The sequence below is a fragment of the Variovorax gossypii genome (assembly GCF_003965815.1).
In the GTDB taxonomy this organism is placed as follows: domain Bacteria; phylum Pseudomonadota; class Gammaproteobacteria; order Burkholderiales; family Burkholderiaceae_C; genus Variovorax; species Variovorax gossypii.
This window is the reverse complement of the sequence record NZ_RXOE01000008.1, coordinates 78,798-96,701: the sequence shown is the minus strand read 5'-3', so window position 1 is coordinate 96,701 and position 17,904 is coordinate 78,798. Positions and strand designations below refer to the sequence as shown.

15 protein-coding genes are annotated in these 17,904 nt (G+C 68.0%); 4 read left to right on the top strand and 11 right to left on the bottom strand.

What is annotated here, in order from left to right; genetic code table 11:
* Window position 1 precedes the first annotated feature (1 nt).
* From EJP69_RS24145 to uvrC, 3 genes are read right to left on the bottom strand one after another with little or no spacing between them, the layout of a single operon-like run.
* Complete coding sequence (locus EJP69_RS24145; protein ID WP_126472773.1) at window positions 2–889, bottom strand: DMT family transporter; 888 nt, start codon at window positions 887–889, stop codon at window positions 2–4.
* A complete protein-coding gene (pgsA, locus tag EJP69_RS24140; RefSeq protein ID WP_093203413.1) occupies window positions 886–1,452 on the bottom strand; it encodes a CDP-diacylglycerol--glycerol-3-phosphate 3-phosphatidyltransferase in 567 nt (188 codons plus the stop codon). The genes EJP69_RS24145 and pgsA overlap by 4 nt, the downstream gene beginning before the upstream one ends.
* Before the next feature lie 48 nt (window positions 1,453–1,500).
* Window positions 1,501–3,465, bottom strand: coding sequence for an excinuclease ABC subunit UvrC (gene uvrC / locus EJP69_RS24135; protein WP_093303649.1), 1,965 nt, complete (start codon window positions 3,463–3,465; stop codon window positions 1,501–1,503).
* A 142-nt stretch (window positions 3,466–3,607) separates the two neighbouring features.
* Here uvrC and ggt point away from each other — a divergent pair, with 142 nt between their 5' ends.
* Entirely contained in the window at window positions 3,608–5,662 is a 2,055-nt protein-coding gene (gene ggt / locus EJP69_RS24130; RefSeq protein WP_126472772.1) for a gamma-glutamyltransferase, read from the top strand.
* A 42-nt stretch (window positions 5,663–5,704) separates the two neighbouring features.
* Here the strand turns inward: ggt and EJP69_RS24125 are convergent, their stop codons facing one another.
* Entirely contained in the window at window positions 5,705–7,129 is a 1,425-nt protein-coding gene (locus EJP69_RS24125; protein WP_093203418.1) for a M20/M25/M40 family metallo-hydrolase, read from the bottom strand.
* Between the two features lie 74 nt (window positions 7,130–7,203).
* Between EJP69_RS24125 and earP the strand changes: the two genes are divergently transcribed.
* The 3 genes from earP to EJP69_RS24110 all read left to right on the top strand — a co-directional run bounded on the left by earP (window position 7,204) and on the right by EJP69_RS24110 (window position 10,017).
* A complete protein-coding gene (earP, locus tag EJP69_RS24120; RefSeq protein WP_126472771.1) occupies window positions 7,204–8,283 on the top strand; it encodes an elongation factor P maturation arginine rhamnosyltransferase EarP in 1,080 nt (359 codons plus the stop codon).
* Between the two features lie 175 nt (window positions 8,284–8,458).
* Window positions 8,459–9,013: an elongation factor P gene (gene efp, locus EJP69_RS24115; protein ID WP_093203421.1), complete on the top strand. Its 555-nt coding sequence runs from the start codon at window positions 8,459–8,461 to the stop codon at window positions 9,011–9,013.
* A 140-nt stretch (window positions 9,014–9,153) separates the two neighbouring features.
* The gene (locus EJP69_RS24110) at window positions 9,154–10,017 is read left to right on the top strand and encodes an LOG family protein (protein WP_093203601.1); all 864 of its coding nucleotides are present in this window, start codon (window positions 9,154–9,156) and stop codon (window positions 10,015–10,017) included.
* Between the two features lie 20 nt (window positions 10,018–10,037).
* Here the strand turns inward: EJP69_RS24110 and EJP69_RS24105 are convergent, their stop codons facing one another.
* The 7 genes from EJP69_RS24105 to EJP69_RS24075 form a co-directional block, all read right to left on the bottom strand.
* Window positions 10,038–10,703: a TetR/AcrR family transcriptional regulator gene (locus EJP69_RS24105; protein WP_126472770.1), complete on the bottom strand. Its 666-nt coding sequence runs from the start codon at window positions 10,701–10,703 to the stop codon at window positions 10,038–10,040.
* An 8-nt stretch (window positions 10,704–10,711) separates the two neighbouring features.
* Window positions 10,712–11,170, bottom strand: a complete 459-nt coding sequence (locus EJP69_RS24100; protein WP_126472769.1) for a hypothetical protein — start codon at window positions 11,168–11,170, stop codon at window positions 10,712–10,714.
* 86 nt (window positions 11,171–11,256) lie between these two features.
* The gene (locus EJP69_RS24095; RefSeq protein WP_126472768.1) at window positions 11,257–12,795 is read right to left on the bottom strand and encodes an MFS transporter; all 1,539 of its coding nucleotides are present in this window, start codon (window positions 12,793–12,795) and stop codon (window positions 11,257–11,259) included.
* A gap of 107 nt (window positions 12,796–12,902) precedes the next feature.
* Complete coding sequence (locus EJP69_RS24090; RefSeq protein ID WP_093203428.1) at window positions 12,903–14,066, bottom strand: MFS transporter; 1,164 nt, start codon at window positions 14,064–14,066, stop codon at window positions 12,903–12,905.
* Window positions 14,063–15,457, bottom strand: a complete 1,395-nt coding sequence (locus EJP69_RS24085) for a DNA recombination protein RmuC (protein ID WP_126472767.1) — start codon at window positions 15,455–15,457, stop codon at window positions 14,063–14,065. The genes EJP69_RS24090 and EJP69_RS24085 overlap by 4 nt, the downstream gene beginning before the upstream one ends.
* 22 nt (window positions 15,458–15,479) lie before the next feature.
* Window positions 15,480–16,466, bottom strand: coding sequence for a 2-hydroxyacid dehydrogenase (locus EJP69_RS24080; protein ID WP_093303629.1), 987 nt, complete (start codon window positions 16,464–16,466; stop codon window positions 15,480–15,482).
* 10 nt (window positions 16,467–16,476) lie between these two features.
* Window positions 16,477–17,892 (bottom strand): sodium:proton antiporter, encoded by a 1,416-nt coding sequence (locus EJP69_RS24075; protein WP_126472766.1) that lies wholly within the window; start codon window positions 17,890–17,892, stop codon window positions 16,477–16,479.
* Window positions 17,893–17,904: the final 12 nt, after the last annotated feature.

Here is a 17,904-nt window from a genome sequence, read left to right as displayed (position 1 = left end):
CTCAGCGTCCGCTGCGCACCACGAGGCTCACGCCCGCGGCGGTAAGCCCGATGCCCAGCACAGTCACCAGCGTGATCGGCTCGGAGAAAAGCAGCCACGCCATCACCGCCGTGCAGGGTGGCACCAGATAGAGCAGGCTGGTGACGGCGGTGGCCGTGCCGCGCTGGATCAACATATAGAGCAGCGAGCTGCCGCCCAGCGACAGCGCCAGCACCGACCACGCCATCGCCCCGCCCGAATGCAGGTTCCAATGGATGCTGTCGGACTCCAGCGCCGCGAACGGCAGGGTGACCAGCACGGCAGCCGCCATCTGCACGGCGCTCGCACTGCGCACGTCGCAAGGCGCGACGAAGCGCTTCTGGTAGAGCGTGCCCGCAGTGATCGACACCAGCGCCATCAGCGCGAGCGCCATCGTCTGCACGCTGACCTCGCCGCCCTGCCCCAGCTTGCGCAGCACCACCAGCACAAGGCCCGCGAAGCCCAGCCCCAGTCCGGCCCATTGGCGCCCCGTAATGCGCCCGCCGGTGAAAGACAGCCAGACGGCCGTCAGCACAGGCTGGATGCCGACCAGCAGCGCCACCAGCCCCGCGCCCATGCCCTCGCGCACAGCGGCCCAGACGCCGCCGAGGTAGCCCGCCTGCATCAGGATGCCGGTGACGGCCAGGTGCCCCCACTGGGCGCGCTGCTTCGGCCACTCGACCCGCGCCAGCGCGACCCATGCGGCGAAGCACGCGAGCGACAGCGCGAAGCGAACGGCCAGGAACTTGAGGGGCGGCGCATACGGCATGCCGTAGCGCGCGACGATGAAGCCCGTGCTCCAGATCAGCACGAAGATCGCCGGCATCGCCCGCAGCCAGCCTGCGCCGCGGCCCGCGGCTGCCGGCGTCATTTGGTACGGGCCCGGATTTCCGGAATGGCCTTCTGCAGGTAGTACACCATCGACCAGATGGTGAGCACGGCAGAGATCCAGATCAGCCACTGACCCCAGACACCGGTGTCGATCACGCCGAACAGGCGCCCGTCATAGAGCAGGAAGGGAATGGCGATCATCTGCACGGTCGTCTTGACCTTGCCGATCATGTGCACCGCCACGCTCTTGCTGGCGCCGATCTGCGCCATCCATTCGCGCAGCGCCGAAATGGCGATCTCGCGGCCGATGATGATGAGCGCCACGAACACGTCGGCCCGGTTCAGGTGCACCAGCACCAGCAGCGAGGCGCACACCAGGAACTTGTCGGCCACCGGATCGAGAAAGGCCCCGAAGGCCGAGGTCTGGTTGAGCCGGCGTGCCAGGAAGCCGTCGAGCCAGTCGGTCGCGGCGAAGACGATGAACATGACCGTGGCGATCAGGTTGCGCATCGGCTCGGCCATCGGCAGGTAGAACACGCCGACGATCAAAGGGATCGCGACGATGCGCGTCCAGGTCATGATGGTCGGTAGCGTCCAGAACATCGCTTGATTGTGTCATGGCGGCGTTAACCCCCTGCGGGGGTCGCGCGATCAGTGCAACGCCTTGTAGATTTCTTCCGCCAGGTCGGCGGCGATGCCCTCGACCGAAGCGATGTCCTCGACGCTCGCAGCCGCCACACCCCGGATGCCGCCGAAGCGCTGCAGCAGCCGCGCGCGCCGCTTGGGCCCGATGCCCGGAATGTCCTCGAGCTGGCTGCCGCCCACCCGCACCTTGGCGCGCTTGGCCCGCATGCCGGTAATGGCGAAGCGGTGCGCCTCGTCGCGGATCTGGGCCACCAGCATCAGCGCGGCCGAGTCCTTGCCCAGGTAGACCTTCTCGCGGCCGTCGGCGAACACGAGCTCCTCGAGCCCGACCTTGCGGCCCTCGCCCTTCTCGACCCCGACGATCAGCGACAGCGGCAGGCCCAGCTCGCCGAACACCTCGCGCGCCATCGACACCTGCCCCTTGCCGCCGTCCACCAGCACCAGGTCGGGCATGCGCGCGGTGGTCCGGGTCTTCGCGGGCGCCTCGCTGCCGTCGCTCTCGGCGTCGCCCGGGGGCAAGGCATCGGTCTCGGCCGCCATCGCCTCGGCCAGCTTGCCGTAGCGTCGGTGCAGCACCTGGCGCATGGCCGCGTAGTCGTCGCCGGGCGTGATGCCTTCGATGTTGTAGCGGCGGTACTCCTTGTTCTGCATGGCGTGGTGTTCGAACACCACGCACGAAGCCTGCGTCGCCTCGCCCGCGGTGTGCGAGATGTCGAAGCATTCGACGCGGAAGTTGTCGAGGTCGTCCGACGCCAGCTCCAGCGCATCGGCCAGCGCACGCGTGCGCGCCTGCTGCGAGCCCTCCTCGGCCAGCAGCCGGGCCAGCTGCAACTTGGCGTTGGTCTCGGCCATCTCGAGCCAGTGCCGGCGCTGCTCGCGCGGCTGGAACACCGCCGTCACACGCGAGCCGGCCTGCTGCGAGATCGCCTCGATCAGCTCGCGGCTCACCTGCTCGCTCAGCACCAGCGTGGCGGGCACGGGCACGTCGATGTAGTGCTGGGCGATGAAGGCCTCGAGCACCTGCACCTCGACCGGGACTGCGACAGCGGGCGGAGCGCCCTCCTCGTCGTCGAGCTCGCCGTGATGGATCTGCGCCGCGTCTTCCACGTGCACCGGAAAGTACGGCCGGTCGCCCAGGTGCCGACCGCCGCGCACCATGGCCAGGTTCACGCAGGCCTTGCCGCCCTGCACCTTCACGGCAAGGATGTCCACGTCCTTGTCGGACGCGATCTCGATGGACTGCTGGTGCAGCACGCGCGAAATCGCCGACATCTGGTTGCGCAGCTCGGCCGCCTGCTCGAACTCGAGCTTCTCGGCATGCGCCGTCATGCGCTGCTCGAGCTTGGAGAGCACGAGCTGGGTGTCGCCCATCAGGAAGGCCTCGGCGCTGGCGACGTCCTGCGCGTAGGCCTCGGGCGCGATGTGGCCCACGCACGGACCGCTGCAACGCTTGATCTGGTAGAGCAGGCAGGGCCGCGTGCGGTTGGCATACACCGTGTCCTCGCAGGTGCGCAGACGGAACACCTTCTGCAGCAGCTGGATCGACTCCTTCACCGCCCAGGCGCTGGGGTACGGCCCGAAGTAGCGATGCTTCTTGTCGACCGCGCCGCGGTAATAGGCCAGCCGCGGAAACTGGTGCGAGGCGATCTTGAGATAGGGGTAGCTCTTGTCGTCGCGAAACAGGATGTTGTAGCGCGGCTTGAGCGTCTTGATGAGATTGTTCTCGAGCAGCAGCGCCTCGGCCTCCGAGCGCACCACGGTGGTCTCCATGCGCACGATCTTCGAGATCATGTGACCGATGCGGGTGCCGCCGTGGTTCTTCTGGAAGTAGTTGGCAACCCGCTTCTTCAGGTTGCGCGCCTTGCCCACGTAGAGCACCGCGCCGGCCGCGTCGAAATAGCGGTACACGCCGGGCAGTTGCGGCAGGGCCGCCACTTCGCTGAGCAGTTGTTCGGAATGCACGTCTGACATGGCGGCTATTGTGGCGCGCGGCATGGGGCCCGGCGGCCGTCTGAGCGCAAACCCCGACGCGGCTGGAACGAAATGTGCTGAAGATGAGGCACGGGCGCGAGGAGCGCCCGTGTTCTTTCTAAAAACCTACTCGGGACTCTCCATGAAGAAAAGCAACAACAGACGCGTCTGGTGGGCGCTCACGCCTGTCGCGCTCTCGCTGAGCCTCACGGCCTGCGGCGGCGGCTCCAACAACGACGCACAGAACACGGCAGCCACGCTTGCGGCGATCGCCGCGATCAACGCAGCGAACCAGCCGGCACCGGCCGCGCCCGATACCGGCTGCCTGATCCCGAGCGGCGGCTCCTCGGTGGTGGTCGGCTCGGGCGACGCAGGCGATCCGGCAGCGCCCGAACCTGCCTCGGGCTACGTGCCCGGCCACAAGCTGGTGTACGCGAAGAACTACATGGTGGTCGCCAACCACCCGCTGGCCACGCGCGCCGGCTGCGACATCCTCAAGGCCGGCGGCAGCGCGGTCGATGCGGCCGTGGCGGTGCAAGCCGTGCTCGGCCTGGTCGAGCCGCAATCGAGCGGCCTGGGCGGTGGAGCCTTCATGCTGTACTACGACGCGGCCACGAAGAAGGTGCAGGCCTATGACGGCCGCGAGACCGCTCCGGCCGCGGCCAATGAGAACTACCTGCGCTACATCGACCCGACCGGCGCGGACACCACGGCACCCAAGCCCGGTGGGGCACGCGCCAGCGGGCGCTCCATCGGCACGCCGGGCGCGGTGCGCATGCTCGACATCGCCTACCAGGACCACGGCAAGCTGCCGTGGAAGGACCTCTTCGGCTACGGCATCACGCTGGCCTCCGACGGCTTCTCGATCGGCGGGCGCATGGCCGCCGCCATCTCCTCGTCGGCCACCAGCCTCAAGCGCGACGCCGAAGCCACGGCGTACTTCCTCAATGCGGACGGCTCGCCCAAGGCGCTGGGGACGAAGCTGAAGAACCCGGCATATGCGAAAACGCTGAACGCCATCGCCACGCAGGGTGCCAGCGCCTTCTACACAGGCGACATCGCGCAGGGCATCGTCGACAAGATCGGCATCACGACCGCGGCGAACGACGGCTCGGCCATCACGCCCGGCATGACCACGATGGCCGACCTGGCCAACTACAAGGCCAAGCGGCGCGATCCGGTCTGCGGCACCTACCGCGACTACTACGTCTGCAGCATGTCACCGCCCTCCTCCGGCGGCATTGCCGTGGTGGCCAGCCTGGGCATCCTCGAGACCTTCAACCTGGGTCTGTACAAGCCGACTGCCATCGACATCGAGGGCGGCAGGCCGACCGTGATGGGCGTGCACCTCGTGAGCGAGGCCGAGCGCCTGGCCTACGCCGACCGCGACAAGTACGTGGCCGACACCGATTTCGTGCCGCTGCCGGGCGGCTCGGTCGACACCATGATCAACAAGCCCTACCTGCAGAGCCGGGCCAGCCTCATCAGCCTGACGAAGAGCATGGGCGTCGCCCAGGCCGGCAACCTCGGCTCGGTGCCGCTGGGCATCGACAAGACCGAGGAGCACGGCACCACGCACTTCACCATCGTCGACAAGCAGGGCAACGTGGTCTCGATGACCACCACGGTGGAGTCCACGCTCGGCTCGTATCACATGACGCAGGGCTTCATGCTGAACAACCAGCTGACCGACTTTGCGTCCAACCCCGACGACACCAGCGTGACTCCGAGCGTCAAGGTAGCCAACCGCGTCGCCCCCGGCAAGCGTCCGCGCAGCACGATGGCGCCGACGCTGGTGTTCAGGAAGAACGCCGACGGCAGCATGGGCGAGTTCGTCATGGGCACCGGCTCGCCGGGCGGCGGCACCATCATCCAGTACGTCGTGAAGACGCTGGTCGGCGCGCTCGACTGGGGACTCGATGCGCAGCAGGCCACGTCGCTGGTCGACTTCGGCGCGTCCAACAGCGTCAACACCAACGTTGGCGGCGAGCATCCGAACGTGGACACCAGCAACAGCGGCAACAACGACGCGCTGATCACCGGCCTGCGCGCACTGGGTCACACGGTGGTGACGTCGGCCCAATCCAGCGGCATCAGCACCATCATCCGCACCAACGTCGGCGGCAAGCCGGTGCTGAGCGGTGGCGCCGACCCGCGGCGCGAAGGCATCGTGCTGGGCGACACCTTCACGCCCTGAGAACCCGCAGGGCCCTCGCGGCCCTGAGGTGCCCTGTGCTGCCTACTTCGCGAGCTCGCTGACCAGCCGGTACAGGAACTCGCGCCCGTCGTACAGGCGCTGGATCTCGATGCGCTCGTCCAGCCCGTGCGCGCGCGCGTCGGACGGCTCCAGGAACATGCCGGTCACGCCGTACATCGGGATGCCGGCATTGCGCATGAAGCGGCTGTCGGTGGCGCCGGTGCTCATAGCGGGCACCACAGGCACGCCGGGCCACATCTGCTGGGTGATCGACTCGACCGTCTTCACGAGGTCGCCGTTCAGCGGCGAGGCCGGGCTGCGCAGCGGCTTGCCCATGTTGCGCACCACGATCTTGTCGTTGCCGATGGCCTGGGTCAGCAGGCGCTCCACCTCGTCGGGGTCGTCGTGCGGCAGGATGCGGCAGTTGACCGTGGCCTTGGCCGACTGCGGCAATGCGTTCTCGGCGTGGCCGGCCTGCACCATCGTCGCCACGCAGGTGGTGCGGAACTGGGCGCTGTAGGCCGGGTTGGCCGACATGCGCTCGATCACCGCCGGGTCGGGGTTGCCGTTGCCGACGGCGCGCATATCCTCGGCGAGCTGGCCGGTGGCGAACGGTGCGCTGCGCGCGAAGTAGGTCTTGGTGACATCGGCGAGCTTCACCGGAAAGCTGTAGTTGCCCAGCCGCTCCAGGCCGGCCGACAGCGCGTAGATCGGGTTGTTCTTCGTCGGCACCGAGCTGTGGCCGCCCACGTCGCGCGCCTCCAGCATGTAGGTGGTGTACATCTTCTCGGCCACCTGCATCCGGTGCAGGTTGGGCTTGCCGCCGCGCAGTTCGCCGCCGCCGCCTTCGTTGATGCCGAACTCGGCCTGCAGCAGCTCGGGCTTGTTGTTGATGAGCCAGAAGGCGCCGTTGCTCAGCGCGTCACCGCGTTCCTCGTCGGCGGTCAACGCCAGGATCAGGTCGCGCTTGGGCTTGAAGCCTTCCTGCTTCAGCTGACCCACTACCGAGACCAGCGCCGCTGCCATCGCCTTGTCGTCGATGGCGCCGCGCGCGGTGAAATAGCCACCGGTTTCCTGCAGCTTGAAGGGATCCGTCTTCCAGTCCTCGCGGCGGGCCTCGACCACGTCGATGTGGGCCAGCAGGAGCAGCGGCTTCTTGCTCCCGTCGCCCTTGAAGCGAAGTACCAAATTGCCCTTCTTGGGGAAGGGCTCGAAGATCTGGATGTCACCCGGAGCGAAGCCCGCTTCGACCAGACGCTTTTCCATGGCCCGCGCCGCCGCGGTGTTGTCACCCACCGAATGGGTGGTGTTGATCTCGATCAGCTCCTTGTAGATGTCGTGGAAACGCTGCTGCTGCGGCGTGAGCGACGGCGGAGTCTGCGTCTGCGCCACGGCGGCGGCCATGCCGCAAAGCGCCAGGGAGACGGCGAGCACGGTTTTCGCGGCACGGAAGGTCTTCATCCTCATGGGTTCTCTCTCCGGTGGTGGTTGTCCGGACAGCATAGCAAGCGCCATCCGCGAACGCGGGCACACTCGCGACCATGCAATCCATGCGATGGGACATCTTCTGCAAGGTCATCGACAACCACGGCGACCTCGGCGTGTGCTGGCGGCTGGCCTCCCAGCTGGCCGGGCTCGGCGAACGAGTTCGGCTGTGGGTCGACGCCGCCGCGGCGCTGGGCTGGATGGCCCCCTCGGGCCATGACGGCGTGGAAGTGATCGACTGGCTCGACCCCGCGGCGCTGCGGGCGGCCGTGGCGCAGCCGGCGCCCGACGTGCTGATCGAAGGCTTCGGCTGCGAGCCAGCACCGGAGCTGATCGCCCGTTTCGCCGAGCGGCCGGGCATTGCCTGGATCAACCTCGAATACCTGTCCGCGGAGCCGTACGTCGAGCGGCTGCACAGGTTGCCCTCGCCGGTGTTCAAGGGCCCCGGCGCCGGACTGACCAAGTGCTTCTTCTATCCCGGCTTCACGACCGCCACCGGCGGCCTGCTGCGCGAGCCCGGCCTGATGGAGCGCAGGGCAGGCTTCGATCGCGCATCCTGGCTGGCGGCGCGACAGATCCCCTGGCAGGAAAACGAGCGCCTCGTCTCCCTCTTCTGCTACGAGCCCCCTGCGCTGGCCGGCCTGCTGGCTCGCCTCGCCGAAAGCGACCAGCCCACGCGACTGCTGGTGACGGCGGGGCGCGCCGCACAGGCGGTTCAGGCTCTTTTCGCCGACGCCCCCTTGCCCCACGGCCGCGGCGCGCTATCAATTTCATACCTGCCCTATCTCGCGCAGCCCGATTTCGACCGCCTGCTGTGGGCCTGCGACCTGAACTTCGTGCGCGGCGAGGATTCGCTGGTGCGTGCCCTCTGGGCCGGGGCGCCGCTGGTCTGGCAGATCTACCCCCAGGACGACGACGCCCACCACGTCAAGCTGAACGCCTGGCTCGACTGGCTCGGTGCGCCGCCCTCGCTGAGGCTTTTTCACCACGCGTGGAACGGCTTCGGCAACGGCGCCCTGCCCGAGCCGGAAATGCAGGGCCCGTGGCTGGAAACAGCCCGGGACGCCCGCGCGCGGCTGCTCGCGCAGGAAGACCTGGTCACCCAACTGCGGAAATTCATCGCCCAAAAAAGCTAAAATAGCGGGCTTTGCGGATTCCGGCCCGGATCTCACCGATCCGGGGTGCCCTTCCGCTAAACCTGCCGCGGGACATGTACCGCGGGGCCAGACATCCCGGCGAACGTCGAAACACACATCGAGACGGCAGCCGAAGGCCCCGCGCACCGAGCGGCCAACATCCAGAGACCCTGATATGAAAATCGCTCAAGAAATCCGCGCCGGCAACGTCATCATGCACGGCAAGGACCCGATGGTCGTCCTCAAGACCGAATACAGCCGCGGCGGCCGCAACTCCGCCACCGTGCGCATGAAGATGAAGAGCCTGATCGCCAACTTCAACACCGAAGTGGTCTTCAAGGCCGACGACAAGATCGACCAGATCGTGCTCGACAAGAAGGAGTGCACCTACTCCTACTTCGCAGACCCCATGTACGTCTGCATGGACACCGAATACAACCAGTACGAAGTCGAAGCCGAGAACATGGGCGACGCCCTGAACTACCTCGAAGACGGCATGGCTGTCGAAGTGGTGTTCTACGAAGGCAAGGCCATCTCGGTCGAACTGCCCACCAGCGTCGAGCGCGAAATCACCTGGACCGAGCCGGCCGTCAAGGGCGACACCTCGGGCAAGGTCATGAAGCCCGCCAAGATCGCCACCGGCTTCGAAATCGGCGTGCCGCTGTTCGTGTCGCAAGGCGACAAGATCGAAATCGACACGCGCACCGGCGAATACCGCAAGCGCGTCTGAGTCCCGGTTCCACCGGCTGACCACCACCCCGAAAAAAGGCTCCGCAAGGAGCCTTTTTCGTTTCCGGGACATCTGCCGCGCGTTGGGCACGATGGTTGCGACGCTGCACAATCACCTTGGTCAACCTGTCCGCTTTCTCCATGAACAACACGCACAACCTTCACGACAAGCGCCTGGCCGATGCCTGGGCCACGCTCCAGACCCATGCGGACCAAGGCCTTCCGCTCGATCCCGATCCTTCGCGCCTCGCCTTCGCCGACCCCGAGTTCCTGCTGCGCCGCGAGACGCGCGGCATCCGCATGCAGCTCGAGCTGATGAAGCCCGACATCGAGCAGCGAGCCCACGGCATCGAGAACACCGTGGTGGTGTTCGGCAGCGCGCGCTTCCGCAGCGAGGAAGACGCCGCAGCCATGATCGCGCAGGCCGAGCTCGGCGGCGACACCACGGCCTCCGAGCGCTGGCGCCGGCTGGCGCGCAACTCGCACTACTACGAGAAGGCGCGCGCCTTCGGCAAGCTGGTGGCCGAGTACAGCAACGGCAAGGAGCCGCAGGACAAGCTCTTCATCTGCACCGGCGGCGGCCCCGGCATCATGCAGGCGGCCAATCGCGGCGCGCACGAGGGCGGCGGCCTGTCGGTCGGCCTGGCGATCGCGCTGCCGATGGAAGAAGAAGCCAACCCCTACGTTACGCCGGCGCTGAGCTTCAAGTTCCACTACTTCGCCATCCGCAAGATGCATTTCATGATGCGTGCGAAGGCGCTGGTGGCGTTCCCGGGCGGCTTCGGCACGCTCGACGAGCTGTTCGAGGTGATCACGCTGGTGCAGACGAAGAAGTCGAAGCCGGTGCCGATCGTGCTGTTCGGCTCGGACTACTGGAAGCGGCTGATCGACTTCGACTTCCTGGTCGACGAAGGCGTGATCTCGCCGGGCGACGTGAAGCTCTTCGAGTACGTCGACGCGCCGGAAGACGCGTGGAACGCGATCAAGCGCTTCTACAAGCTCTGATCCGCTCCTGACCCTGTCGGTCAGTCGGCGCCGTCGTCCTCGGCGGGATGCAGCGCCTGCTCCAGGAACTTCGTGAGCGCCCGCACGCGGCGCTTGCGCTCCGCCGCGCTGGTCTGGCCCATCGCCACCGAGTCGTCGGCCACGCCGTGCAGCGCATTGAAGAGGATCACGGCCGTGAGGGTCGGATCCTCCACGTCCCAGAAGCCGGCGCCGTCGCCCTGCTTCAGCAGCGTGACCAGCTGCGTGATGACCGCGTTGTCGTTGCGCATGCGGCGGTCTTCGGGCCTGTATTCGTGGAACACCACGTCGTGCAGCGCGACGTTGTCGAGGTAGGTCTCCAGGCCCGTTTCCACCCAGGCCTTCAGGCGCGCGTGGTAGTTGTCGGGCCGATGGCGATCCATGGCCTCCTGCAGCCGCGCGCAGAAGCTGTCGACGAAGCGCTGCTGCAGCGCGCCGAGCAGCGCCTCCTTCGACGGAAAGTACAGATAGAAGGTGCCCTTGGCCACCTGCGCACCGGCCGCGATCTCGTCGATGCTGGTGGTGGCGATGCCCTTTTCGATGAAGAGGCGCTCGGCGGCATCCATCAGCGCGCCGGCGCGCGTCTCAGGGGCCTTGGTGCGACGGCGCGGCGCGGCCTCGCCTTCGGGGGATGTGGGAGTCGTGGCAGTGCCGTCGCTCTTCGCCATCTGCAGCCTCAGGAAGCAGCCGTCACGGCCGCGCGGGCCGAGCGGATCGCCGCGCGCACGGCGGCAAGGTCGAAACGCAGGCCACGCGGCTCCATCACGCGCTCGCCGAGCCACACGAGTGCATCGTCGGCATCGGCGAAGGTGCTGGCGGGCACGCCGAAGAGTTTCTCGACATTCATCTTGTGCATTTTCTCGTACTGGTCAGCGGGCACCACGCTCGCCATGCCCATCATATGGCTGCGGATGTCGGCCCCGCGCTCCTGCAGCCACTGCTTTGCGTTCTGTGCGCTGCTCTCGGGATGGACCAGCGCGTCGGCGTCCGCGAACACCCGCAGGGATGCGAAGGGTTCGCCGCGGTCGAGCCAGCGGTTCCAGTCGTCGGTGAAGGCGCGCATGCCTTCGAGTGTCTGAAGCCCCGCTGAAACGCTGATGACGAGAGGCCATTGACTGAGTTCGTGATGGATCATGGAAAGCTCCTTGGAAAAAACCGAACGAAGGCGCGCGCGAAAGCGCACCACCGGCACACGGGCGGCGGGCATGGCGGAACGGAGCCTCAGGTCGTGCGGACGGGCAAGGCGGCGGCGCGAGGCCGCACGCTGACAAGCAGCCCTGCGGCCAGCAGGCCGACGAGGCCGGCGCAGGCCATGGCGGCATGGAAGCCGCCGGCCAGCGCTGCGGCCAGGAGATCGCGAGCGGTGGTTGGATCGAGCGAGGCCAGCGCACCCAGGTCGTGCCGTCCGACCGCGGCAACCGCCGCCTGCCGGGCGTCGTGAAGCCCGGCAGGCGCCAGCGCGTCGGCCAGCAACGAAGTGGCGCGCGTGCTCATCAGCGTGCCGAGCAGCGCGATGCCGATCAGCATGCCGGCCTGGCGCAGCGCGTTCATCGTGGCCGAGGCCATGCCGGAGCGCTGCGCCGGCACCAGCGCCATCACGGCAGTGCTCGTCGCCGGCACGGCCAGGCCGGTGCCCGCGCCGAGGAACACGAACAGCAACGCCAGGAAGACGTAGGGCGTGCCGGCGGAGAACAGCGTCAGCAGCAGCATCGCGCCGCCGATGAGGCCGTAGCCGGCGATCATCAGCGCGTGCACGTCGAAGCGTCTCGCCAGGCGGCCGAACTGCGAGGCCACGATGCCGGTCGCGACGAACTGCGGCACCAGCCGCCAGCCGGTGTCGCTGGGCGACCAGCCCTGCACCTGCTGGAGGAACAGCGAGAAGAAGAACAGGCTGGCATACGCCGAGAACCCGAGCACGAACGAAGCGAAGTTGGCGGCCGAGAAGCGCGCGTCGCGGAACAGCCCCAGGGGCAGCAGCGGCCGCGCCACGCGCGCCTCCACCATCAGGAACAGCGCCAGGCCGACGGCCGCCGCAACCAGCGCGCTCGCCGCATGCACTGAGCCCCAGCCATGCTCGCCCGCGGCGATCAGCCCATAGGTCAGCGCACCGAGCCACAGCACGCTGAGCACCTGCCCGACCGGGTCGAGCGCCGCATGCTCGGGGTGCGACGTCTCCCGGATGCCCCAGAGGCCCAGCCCCACCGTCAGCACGCCGATCGGGATGTTGATGAGAAAGATGCTCTGCCAGCCCGCGTGGTCCACCAGCAGCCCGCCGAGCAGCGGCCCGAGGATCAGCGACAGCGCCGTGAAGGACGACCACCCGCCGATAACCCGCGCCCGCTCGGCCGGGTCCGGAAACGCATGCGCCAGCAGCGACAGCGCACCCGGGATCATCAGCGCGCCGGCCACGCCCTGCACCGCCCTGCCCGCCAGCAGCGCCGGCAGGCTGCCGGCCATCGCGCACATCGCCGAGCCGAGAGTGAACACGGTCACGCCGGCCAGCCATGCGCGCTTGCGGCCGTAGCGATCGCCCAGCGGGCCGGCCGACAGCATGAAGGCCGAGAGGCACAGCGCATAGATGTCGATCACCCACTGCAGGCCGGCGAGGTCGGTGGACAACGCGCGCTGCAGCGTGGGCAGCGCGACGTTGACGATGCTCACGTCGAGCGTGGCGATGAAGCTGCCGAGATACACCGCGGCAACCAGCGCGAGGCGGCGGCGCGGGTCGGCCGCTGCCTGGGCCTGAACAAGGGAGTCCATGGACGCCTTCAAGGTCGTTGAGGAAGGCGCCGATACTGACTTTGAGTCAGTAAATTGTCAAACAGATGAGAATTACTCTTATTTGAAACGTGGATTTCACGCTCCGGTCAAACCTTCAGCCCCCAGGTCGCCCTCGCCCCGAGAGCCACGACGCCCCCCACCACCCAGAACACGCCGGCGATGCCGATCAGCGCGCCGAGCGAGCCGAACAGCATCGGCATCGCCACGCTCGAGGCGTTGATGGTCATCAGCCGCAGGCCCAGCGCCTCGCCGTGCCGCGTGTGCGGCGTGATCTGGTGCAGCATGCTCATCACCATCGGCTGCACCGCGCCCAGCGCGAAGCCGAGCACCACCGAGCAGATGCCCATGGTCCAGGCCGAGTCCAGCAGCGGATAGACCGCGAACACCAGCGCCGTGACCGCCGTCGAGATCAGGATCACGTTGCGCTCCGATGCGCGCGATGCAATCACCGGCAGGATCACGCGGATCACCGCTGCCGCGATGGCGAAGGCGCCGAGGATCGAGCCGATCACCGACGCGCTGATGCCCCGGTCGTGCCCGAGGATGGGCAGCACGAAGGCGTGCACGTCCCAGCTCGACGACTGCAGCCAGTTCACGAAGAGCAGCCGGCGGAACATCGGCTCGCGCAGCAGTTCCCAGGCGCGCGTCGGCTTGGCGCCCGCCACGGGCGGAGCGGGCGGCGACTCGTGCGCGCCGCGCGCGAGCATCCAGCAAAGAATGGGCAGCGCCGCCATCACGCCGAAGGAAATACGGAACGCGAGCATGTCGGCGGGCGTGCGGCCCGCGTGGTCGATCAGCATCCCCGCCAGGAACGGCCCGACGAAGTTGGCCACGGCCGGTGCGATGGCGAGCCAGCTGAACACGCGCTTGAGCTGCGTCGCGTTGGTGGCCGAGCGGCCCACGTGCCGCTGCAGCGCGATCACCGTCGCGCCGGTTGCGCCGCCGGTCAGCAGCGCCGCAAGGCACATCACCGGGAACACCGGGAAGATCACCACCAGCCCCGCGCCGACGACCGCAGCGATCACCGAAAGCCAGAGCGGCCGCTTGAAGCCATACCGGTCGGCGAAGCGCCCGGCCGGCAAGGCGAGGAAAACCTGGGTCAGCGCGAACAATGAGATCAGCACGCCGACCGCGGCCGCGCTGTACCCCTGTTGAAGTGCCAGCAGCGGCGTGGCGAGCCGCATGCCGGCCATGGTCGCGTGCAGGCACACCTGGGCGCCGATGACACGCAGCAGTTCGGAACCTTTCACGGGGAGTTTTCGCCCTCTTCTTTCTCGTTGTTGTCGGCTTCGGTGCCGGAGGTGGTGGGTGGCAGCAGCGCCTGGGCTTGCGCCTCGGGCAGTGCCTCGACCTTGCGCAGCGCCAGGCGCATCTGCCGGGCGCGCGTGTCGGCCTTGTCGATGGTGTCGGAAGCCTTGGCCACCTGCTCCTTGATGCGGGCGACCCATTCGCCGTAGCGCTCGAATTCGGTCTTCACCGCGCCCAGCACCTTCCAGACCTCGGAGGCCTGGCGTTCCAGCGCCAGCGTGCGGAAGCCCATGTGCAGGCTGTTGAGCATCGCGAGCAAGGTGGTCGGGCCGGCCAGCGTCACGCGGTGCTGGCGCTGCAGCGCGTCCATCAGGCCGGGCCGGCGCAGCACTTCCGCATAGAGGCTTTCGACGGGCAGGAACAGGATCGCGAAATCGGTGGTGTGCGGCGCCGCGAGGTAGTTGTCGGCGATCGACTTGGCCTCGGTGCGGATGCGCGCTTCGAGCGCCTTGGCGGCCAGATCGGCGCCCGCGGCGTCGGCGCGTTCGTGCGCGTCGATGAGTCGCTCGTAGTCGTCGCGCGGAAACTTGGCGTCGATGGGCAGCCACACCGGCGCGCCGTCGTCGCCGCGGCCCGGGAAGCGGATGGCGAAATCCACGCGCTGCCCGCTGCGCGGCTTGGTCTCGATCTGCCGGGCGTACTGCTCGGGCGTGAGCACCTGCTCGAGCAGCGCCTCGAGCTGCACCTCGCCGAACATGCCGCGCGTCTTCACGTTGGTCAGCACGCGCTGCAGGCTGCCGACGCCCACGGCCAGCGTCTGCATTTCGCCCAGGCCCTTGTGCACCTGCTCCAGCCGGTCGGCCACCTGCCTGAAGCTCTCGCCCAGGCGGGCCTCGAGGGTGCTCTGCAGCTTCTCGTCGACGGTCTTGCGCATCTCGTCGAGCTTGGCGGCATTGGTCTGCTGCAGCTGCGCAAGCTGCGCTTCCATCGTGGCGCGCACTTCGGACAGGCGCCGCGCGTTCGCTTCACTGAGGCCCTGCAGCTGGTTGTTGAGCGTGTCGGCCAGCGTCTTCTGCAGCGATGCGAGCTGCAGCGCGAAGGCGTCGAGCTGGGCGTTCTGCGTGCGCGTGGCTTCGGCGCCCTGCTGGACCAGCGCCTGCTGGAAGGTGGCGAAGGCCTGCGAGATCTCCTGCCGGGCGCCGCGCGAGCTTTCAGCGATCTCGCGACGCAGTTCGCGCTCGGTGCGCTCGTTGGCCGCGCCCAGCGTGGCCAGCATGCGCGACACCTCGCTGAGGTCGGGCGGCGGCTGCCGGCGGGCCAGCAGCCAGATCACCAGCACGAGCTGGATGGCCGCGAGCACGGCCAGTCCGACGAGGATCAGCGAGGCGTCCAAGGTTGCGGTGCTGCCTCTCTGCTTACTTGCTGGCCGCCGGAACCGGCGTCACGGGCGTCAGCGGGCCCTTGCCGCCGAAGTACGCGATGAGGTTGTCGGCCGCGAGGTCGGCCATGGCGCGGCGCGTGGGCACGGTGGCGCTGGCGATGTGCGGCGTCAGCACCACGTTGGGCACGGTCAGCAGGTCGGGATGCACCTTCGGCTCGCCTTCGAACACGTCGAGGCCGGCGGCGGCGATGCGCTTCTCGCGCAGCGCCACGGCCAGCGCCGCGTCGTCGACGATGCCGCCGCGCGCGATGTTGATCAGCGTGGCGGTCGGCTTCATCAGCGCGATCTCGGCCGCGCCGATGGTGTGGTGCGAGGCCGGCGAGTAAGGCACCACCAGCACCACGTGGTCGGCCGTCTTCAGCAGCTCTTCCTTGCCCACGTAGCTGGCCTTGCATTCGGCCTCGAGCGCGGCGTCGAGCCTGGAGCGGTTGTGATAGACCACCTTCATGCCGAAGCCGTGCGCGCCGCGCCTGGCGATGCCCTGCCCGATGCGGCCCATGCCGATGATGCCGAGCGTGGAGCCATGGATGTCCGAGCCAGCGAACATGTCGAAGCTCCACTTCTGCCACTTGCCCGCGCGCAGGAAGTGTTCGCTCTCGGCGATGCGGCGGGCCGTGGCCATCAGCAGCGCGAAGCCGAAATCGGCCGTGGTCTCGGTCAGCACGTCGGGCGCGTTGGTGCCCAGCACGCCGCGCGCGGCCATCGCGTCGACGTCGAAATTGTTGTAGCCCACGGCCATGTTGGCGCAGATCTTCAGGTCGGGGCAGGCGTCGAGCACCGCGGCGTCGATGCGCTCGCTGCCGGTGGTGAAGGCGCCCTGCTTGCCCTGCAGCTTCGCGATCAGCTGCTCCTTGCTCCAGCTCTCGTCCGACTGGTTCGACTCGACCTCGAACTGCTGCGACAGGCGCTCGATGGTCTCGGGAAAGATCGCGCGCGCGACCAGGATCTTGGGCTTGCTCATGATTTGTCTCTCAGCGGAAGAAGAGGAAGGTGGAAAGGACGAACAGCGGAACCAGGATGACGACGGACCACGCCATGTAGCCGAAGAAGCTCGGCATGCGCACGCCGCGGCTTTCGGCGATGGCCTTGACCATGAGGTTGGGCGCGTTGCCGATGTAGGTGTTGGCGCCCATGAACACGGCGCCGGCCGAGATGGCGGCCAGCGTGCTCGCGTAGGTGGTCATCAGCGCCGCCGGGTCGCCGCCCGCGGTGTTGAAGAACACCAGGTAGGTCGGCGCGTTGTCGAGGAAGGAGCTCAGCACGCCGGTGGCCCAGAAGTACATCGCCGGGTCGGGCTGGCCGTCGGCGCGCGTCACGGCCGAGACGATGGCGCCGAACGGCCCCTGCGTGCCCGCCTTGAGCATCGCGATCACCGGGATGATGGTCAGGAAGATGCCCGCGAACAGCTTGGCCACCTCGGCCATCGGGCCCCATTCGAACTGGTTGTCGGCATGCACCTTGGGCGAGGTGAGCTTGTACGAAACCACCGCGATCACCGCCAGCCCCACGTCGCGCACCAGCCCCGGCAGGCCGACCTCGGTACCGAACACATCGAAGACCACGGGCGACTTCCAGAAGCCGCTGAGCAGCACCAGCGCGACCACGCCGCCCAGCAGCCAGAAGTTGGCGGCGCCGTCGAAGCCGATGCCCGGCGTGTCGGGCGTGGGGTCGAAGGGCAGCACGCCTTCCTTGCGGTAGTAGTGGCGGTCGACCGCGTAGAACAGCGCGAGCAGCACAGCCAGGATGAAGAGCGTTTCGAACAGGATGTTCTGCGCGGTCCAGAAGAAGCCCACGCCCTTCAGGAAGCCCAGGAACAGCGGCGGATCGCCCAGCGGCGTGAGCGCGCCGCCCGCGTTCGACACGATGAAGATGAAGAACACGATCACGTGCACCTTGTGCACGCGGTTGTCGTTGGCGCGGATCAGCGGCCGGATCAGCAGCATCGACGCCCCCGTGGTGCCCATGAAGCTCGCGAGCACCGCGCCGATGGCGAGGATCGCCGTGTTCAGCCCCGGCGCGCCGCGCAGGTTGCCGCGGATGTGGATGCCGCCCGCCACCGTGAAGAGCGCGGTCAGCAGGATGATGAACGGGATGTATTCGGCCACCAGCGCGTGCACGAACTGCACGCCGGCGAACTGCACGCCGAAGGCCGCCGCGAAAGGCACCAGGAAGGCCAGCGCCCAGGCGGCCGAGACCTTGCCGTAGTGGTGGTGCCAGAACGCCGGTGCCAGCAGCGGCAGCAGCGCGATCGACAGCAGGATGCCCGCGAACGGCACGCCCCACAGCGGAGAGAGGCTGCCGCCGTCGAACTCGGCGGCCGAAGCCAGGGCGGGAAACAGGAACAGCAACGGCAGCGCGGCCGCCTTCGGTCGGATCTTTTTTTGCATGGGGAGGCCGTA